The 1,971-nt window shown below is 55.0% G+C and carries 1 protein-coding gene; it reads left to right on the top strand.

Features of this window, described 5'->3' with window-relative positions; genetic code table 11:
• On the top strand, positions 1-1,971 hold a 1,971-nt coding region (locus GWC95_RS05415), incomplete at both ends, for an HYR-like domain-containing protein (protein ID WP_202630223.1).

The following is a 1,971-nucleotide window of genomic DNA, read 5'->3' on the forward strand; positions in this document are numbered from 1 at the left end:
CAACGGTTACCTATACGGCAACGGACCACGTGGGACTGCAGACGGTATGCAGCTTTACGGTAACGGTGGTGGATGCACAAAAACCGGTGCTCTCGGGCGTTCCATCCAATGTAACGGCGGCGTGCAACGCGGTGCCTGGTGCGGCAACGGTTACGGCTACCGACAACTGTTCGGCGAGCGTGGCTGTTGTGTACAACGAGACAAGGGCCAATGGCGACTGCCCTTCGAGCTACATACTGACAAGGACCTGGACGGCAACGGACGCTGCGGGCAACACAGCAGTGGGCACGCAGGTGATCACCGTAGAGGATACACAGGCTCCTGTACTCAGTGCGGCGCCTGCGAACGCAACGGTAGAGTGCAACGCGGTTCCTGCAGCAGCGATCTTAACTGCAACGGACAACTGCGACACACCTGCGGTAATATTTAACGAGACAAGAACGAACGGCAACTGCCCATCGAACTACATACTGACAAGGACATGGACGGCGACGGATGCCTGTGGCAACACAGCATCTAAAACCCAAACGATCACGGTACAGGACACACAAGCGCCTGTGATCAGCGCAGCGCCTGCGGACGCAACGGTTGAGTGCAACGCGGTACCTGCAGCAGCGATCTTAACTGCAACGGACAACTGCGACACACCTGCGGTAATCTTTAACGAGACACGTACCAATGGCAACTCACCAAACAATTACACGCTCACCCGCACATGGACGGCAACGGACGCCTGTGGCAACACATCGTCTAAAACACAAACGGTTACGGTGCGCGATACACAGGCACCTGTGATCAGTGCGGCGCCTGCGAACGCAACGGTTGAGTGCAACGCGGTTCCTGCGGCAGCGATCTTAACTGCGACGGACAACTGCGATACGCCTGAGGTAACATTTACCGAAGTAAGAACGAACGGCAACTGTCCATCGAACTACACACTCACAAGAACATGGACGGCAACAGATGCAAGCGGTAACACGGCATCTAAAACGCAAACGATCACGGTTCAGGATACACAGGCACCTGTGATCAGCGCAGCGCCGGCGGATGCAACGGTAGCGTGCAACGCGGTTCCTGCAGCAGCTACATTGACTGCAACGGACAACTGCGACACACCTGTTGTGGTCTTTACCGAAGTAAGGACCAACGGCAGCTCGCCATTTAATTATACACTCACAAGAACATGGACGGCAACGGACGCCTGTGGCAACACATCGTCTAAAACACAAACGGTTACGGTGCGCGATACCCAGGCTCCTGTGATCAGTGCGGCGCCTGCGAACGCAACGGTTGAGTGCAACGCGGTTCCTGCGGCAGCGATCTTAACTGCGACGGACAACTGCGATACGCCTGAAGTAACATTTACCGAAGTAAGAACCAACGGCAACTGTCCATCGAACTACATACTCACAAGAACATGGACGGCGACAGATGCAAGCGGCAACACGGCATCTAAAACCCAAACGGTTACGGTTCAGGATACACAGGCACCTGTGATCAGCGCAGCGCCTGCGGACGCAACGGTTGAGTGTAATGCAGTTCCTGCAGCAGCGATCTTAACTGCAACGGACAACTGCGATACACCTGCGGTAATCTTTAACGAGACACGTACCAATGGCAACTCACCAAACAATTACACGCTTACCCGCACATGGACGGCAACGGACGGATGTGGCAACACATCGTCTAAAACACAAACGGTTACGGTGCGCGATACCCAGGCTCCTGTGATCAGTGCGGCGCCTGCTAATGTAACGGTTGAGTGCAACGCGGTTCCTGCAGCAGCGATCTTGACTGCAACGGACAACTGCGACACACCGGTTGTGGTCTTTACCGAAGTAAGGACCAACGGCAGCTCGCCATTTAATTACACACTCACAAGAACATGGACGGCAACGGACGGATGTGGCAACACATCGTCTAAAACGCAAACGGTTACGGTGCGCGATACACAGGCCCCTGTTCCAACGA

It is taken from the genome of Sediminibacterium roseum (assembly GCF_009939005.1).
GTDB lineage: Bacteria > Bacteroidota > Bacteroidia > Chitinophagales > Chitinophagaceae > Sediminibacterium > Sediminibacterium roseum.